Below are 4,525 nucleotides of genomic sequence, written 5' to 3'. Positions count from 1 at the left end.
TGATCCTGGTGGACATCGACCGGCTCATGTCGAGCCAGGAAATGGGCCTCATCGAAGCCGCGGCCACCGCCTGATTTCTTGCCGCCCCGCCTTCTCCATCCAACGCCCGCACCATGAACTTCTTCTCGAACCTGCGCATCGGCACGCGGCTTGCCGCGGCCTTTGCCGTCGTCCTCGGACTGGTGGTGCTTTCCACCGCCTTCGCGCTTTTCTCCGCGCGCAGCAACGCGGAAGCCACGCGGGTGATGATGGAAAGCCCGCTGGCGAAGGAGCGGCTGATTGCCGACTGGTATGTGCTGACCTACTCGGCCATCGCACGCACGTCGATGATCGCGCGCACCACCGACGAGAGCCTGCCGGTCGTCTTCGCCGACGTCATCTCCGACAGCGTGAAAAAGGGGTCGCAGACCATCGCCAAGGTCGAGAAGCTGCTGGTGACCGACGAGGAGAAGGCCACCTTCAAGTCGATCATCGAGCTGCGCGCCAAGTACCAGGCGGCCAAGGAGGAAGTGGGCAAGGCCAAGGCGGGCGGCGACACGGTGGAAACCGCGCGCGTCTTCAAGGAGAGCTTCCAGCCCGCGGCCAAGGCCTATGAAAACCGGGTGCTCGAACTGCTGTCGATCGAGCGCAAGGCCATCGACGACATGAGCGCCAGGATCGACGCGGCGAATACGCGCAGCTTCAACCTGCGGCTGTTCCTGACGCTGGCGACCGTGGTGATCGGCGCGATCCTCGCGTTCCTTATCTCGCGCAGCATCGTGCGGCCGCTGGCGCGCGCCGTCGAGGTGGCTGAGACCGTGGCGGCCGGCGACCTGAGCGTCGACATCCGCGTGGAAAGCCGCGACGAGACGGGCCAGCTGATGCAGGCGCTCAAGAACATGAACGAGAGCCTGGCGAAGGTGGTGGGCGAAGTGCGTACCGGCACGGAGACGATCGCGACGGCTTCGGGGCAGATCGCCTCGGGCAACCAGGACCTGTCGTCGCGCACGGAACAGCAGGCCAGTTCGCTGGAGCAGACGGCTGCGTCCATGGAAGAGCTGACTTCTACCGTGAAGCAGAACGCGGACAACGCACGTCAGGCGAACCAGTTGGCTGTGTCAGCTTCCGAAGTCGCTGTGAAGGGCGGAAGCGTCGTTTCGCAGGTGGTCGACACCATGGGCTCGATCAACGCGTCGTCCAAGAAGATCGTCGACATCATCGGCGTGATCGACGGCATCGCGTTCCAGACCAACATCCTGGCGCTCAATGCGGCTGTGGAAGCCGCCCGCGCGGGTGAACAAGGCCGCGGCTTCGCGGTCGTCGCCTCCGAAGTCCGCAGCCTCGCACAACGTTCTGCAGCGGCAGCCAAGGAAATCAAGACCCTCATCGGCGACTCGGTGGAGAAGGTCGAAGAGGGCAGCAAGCAGGTGGAAGAAGCCGGCCGCACCATGGACGAGATCGTCGGCAGCGTGAAGCGAGTGACGGACATCATGGGCGAGATCACTGCGGCGAGCCAAGAGCAGACCTCCGGCATCGAGCAGATCAACCAGGCCATCACGCAGATGGACCAGGTGACGCAACAGAACGCGGCGCTGGTCGAAGAGGCCTCGGCCGCCGCCCAGTCGCTGCAGGAGCAGGCAAGCAGCCTGTCGCAGGTGGTCGGCGTGTTCCGCCTGGAAGGCAGCCGCGCTGCCGTCCCGGCGCATCGGCTGGCACTCACTGCATAAGCAGCAGCACAAATCGGAGAAAAAGACATGCAGTGGTTCCAGAATCTTCGCGTCACCGTCCGGCTGATCCTCAGCTTTCTCGTGGTCGCCGCCATCGGCGCGGCGGTGAGCGCGCTCGGCATCTTCCACATGGGGCGCATCAGCGCCTCGACCGAAGAGCTATACGCCAACGAGCTTCGCGCACTGCAGGCCGTGCAGGAAGCCAACATCCACCTGCTGTACGCCAGCCGCGCCCAGATGACGCTGCTGTCGGCCGGCACGCGCGGCGAGCGCAACGCGGGTGCGAACGAGCTCAAGGCTTCCATGGAAAGCCTCTCGTCGCGCGCCGCCGAGGTCAAGTCGTTCTTCGGCGAGACCGAGGAAGGCACGAAGCTCTTCAGCCAGTTCGAAGGCCTGGTCGGCCCGCTGGGCAAGCACATGAACGACTTCGTGGCGCTGGTGAACAAGCAGCCGCTGGACAGCTCGCAGTTCGACAACCAGGTGACCGAGGACAGCGCGCGCCTGCTGAAGGAATCGCGCGGCCTGGAAGAAGTGCTCAAGGGCATGGTCGCGCACAGCAAGGACCTGGCGCGCGCGCGTGCGGAACATGCCGACGACACCTACAAGACCTCGCGGCTGATGATGCTGGTGCTGGCGCTGGCCGGCATCGTGGTCAGCGTGGGGCTGGGCGTGGTGGTGGCGCGCCTGATCGGCCGGCAACTCGGCGGCGAGCCGCAGTACGCCGCCGACGTGGTTGGCCGCATCGCCGACGGCGACCTGTCGCTGGCAGTGGAGGCCGACGCCGCGCGTGACGGCAGCCTGCTGCATTCCATCAAGCAGATGCAGGTGCAGCTGACCTCCATCGTCGGGAAGATCAAGGATTCGAGCGAAACCATTGCCAGGGCTTCGGGGCAGATCGCCTCGGGGAATCAGGATCTCTCGTCGCGCACCGAGGAACAGGCCAGCTCGCTGGAGCAGACGGCTGCTTCCATGGAGGAGCTGACTTCTACCGTCAAGCAGAACGCGGACAACGCACGCCAAGCCAACCAACTGGCCGTATCGGCTTCGGAAGTCGCGGTGAAGGGCGGCAGTGTCGTGTCGCAGGTGGTCGACACCATGGGCTCGATCAATGCGTCGTCCAAGAAGATCGTCGACATCATCGGCGTGATCGACGGCATCGCATTCCAGACCAACATCCTGGCGCTGAATGCGGCTGTGGAAGCGGCCCGTGCGGGTGAGCAGGGCCGCGGCTTTGCGGTGGTGGCATCGGAAGTGCGCAGCCTCGCACAGCGCTCGGCAGCAGCAGCCAAGGAGATCAAGACGCTGATCGGCGACTCCGTGGAGAAGGTCGAGGAAGGCAGCAAGCAGGTCGCCGAGGCGGGCCGCACGATGGAGGAGATCGTCGGCAGCGTGCGTCGCGTGACCGACATCATGGGCGAGATCACCGCAGCGAGCCAGGAGCAGACCTCGGGCATCGAGCAGATCAACCAGGCCATCACGCAGATGGACCAGGTCACACAACAGAACGCCGCGCTGGTCGAAGAGGCTTCGGCCGCCGCCCAGTCGCTGCAGCAAGAGGCGGGCAGCCTGGTGCAGGCCGTCAGCATCTTCAAGCTGGAAGCCGGCCACCAGGCCGAGTCCGGCGCGCGCGCCCAGGCATTGCCGGCCGCGCAGGACGACAAATCATCGTTGCCCGCCGTGCCGCAGCTTGCTGTGGCGGGCGCTGGCGACTGGCGCGAGTTCTGAGAGGAACGCGCCCGACGCGACAACCCACGAATCGGCTCCAGAGCCACAAGGAAAAATCATTAAAACTTTCTACAACTTCAAGATAGCCACCAAGCTGCTTGTGTCTTTCATCGCCGTCCTCGCGTTGACGGTCTGTGTCGGTGTCATCGCGGTGATGCAACTGGGCAAGGTCCATGACATGTCGACCGAAATGTCGACCACCTGGATGCCTGCCACGCGCTCGCTGCTCGAAATGAAGAACCTGGTGTCGCGCTACCGCACCCAGGAGATGCAGCACATCCTTTCGGGTTCCTACGACGAGATGGCCGCGTACGAAAAGGCGATGGACGAGACGTGGGCCAACCTGCAGAAGAACCGCACCACGTACGAGAGCCTCATCACCGAGCCGGAAGAACGCGAGATCTACCCGGAACTCCAGAAGCTGCTGAACCAGTACGCGGTCGAGCACAACAAGATCGTCGCGATCTCCCACACGCAGGAGAACGAGCAGGCGAACGCGCTGATCCGCGGCAAGTCGCTGCAGTTGACCCGCGAGATCAACACGATGCTCGACAAGCTGACCGAGATCAACGTGGCCGGTGCGACCCGCGCCGGCCAGACTGCCGACGGCGTCTATTCGCAGGCGCGCCTCTGGGTGCTCGGCCTGCTGCTGGGCAGCGTGGCACTGGGCCTGGTGCTCGCGCTGTGGATCGCACGCATCGTCTCGCGGCCCCTGTCGGAGGCGGTGAAGGTGGCGCAGTCGGTGGCTGCCGGTGACCTGACCAGCCGCATCGAGGCACGCACGACCGACGAGACCGGCCAGTTGCTCGAAGCGCTGAAGGGCATGAACGACAGCCTCTCGAAGATCGTCGGCGAAGTGCGCATGGGAACGGACACGATCGCCACGGCGTCCAGCCAGATCGCCTCGGGCAACCAGGACCTGTCTTCGCGCACCGAGGAACAGGCGAGCTCGCTGGAACAGACGGCTGCCTCTATGGAGGAGCTGACTTCGACGGTGAAGCAGAACGCGGACAACGCGCGACAGGCGAACCAGTTGGCCGTGTCGGCCTCGGAAGTCGCGGTGAAGGGCGGCAGCGTCGTGTCGCAAGTGGTCG

General features: G+C 64.8%; 3 protein-coding genes. All 3 read left to right on the top strand.

What is annotated here, in order from left to right; translation table 11 throughout:
* Positions 1 to 113 precede the first annotated feature (113 nt).
* Positions 114 to 1,706: a methyl-accepting chemotaxis protein gene (locus QRN67_RS17635; protein WP_285412871.1), complete on the top strand. Its 1,593-nt coding sequence runs from the start codon at positions 114 to 116 to the stop codon at positions 1,704 to 1,706.
* A 27-nt stretch (positions 1,707 to 1,733) separates the two neighbouring features.
* The gene (locus QRN67_RS17630; protein WP_106937118.1) at positions 1,734 to 3,431 is read left to right on the top strand and encodes a methyl-accepting chemotaxis protein; all 1,698 of its coding nucleotides are present in this window, start codon (positions 1,734 to 1,736) and stop codon (positions 3,429 to 3,431) included.
* Between the two features lie 100 nt (positions 3,432 to 3,531).
* Positions 3,532 to 4,525: MCP four helix bundle domain-containing protein (locus QRN67_RS17625; RefSeq protein WP_285412870.1), on the top strand; the 994-nt coding region annotated here is incomplete at its 3' end.

It is taken from the genome of Variovorax sp. efr-133-TYG-130 (assembly GCF_030208835.1).
In the GTDB taxonomy this organism is placed as follows: Bacteria; Pseudomonadota; Gammaproteobacteria; order Burkholderiales; family Burkholderiaceae_C; genus Variovorax.
This window is presented reverse-complemented; position numbering and strand designations above follow the sequence as displayed.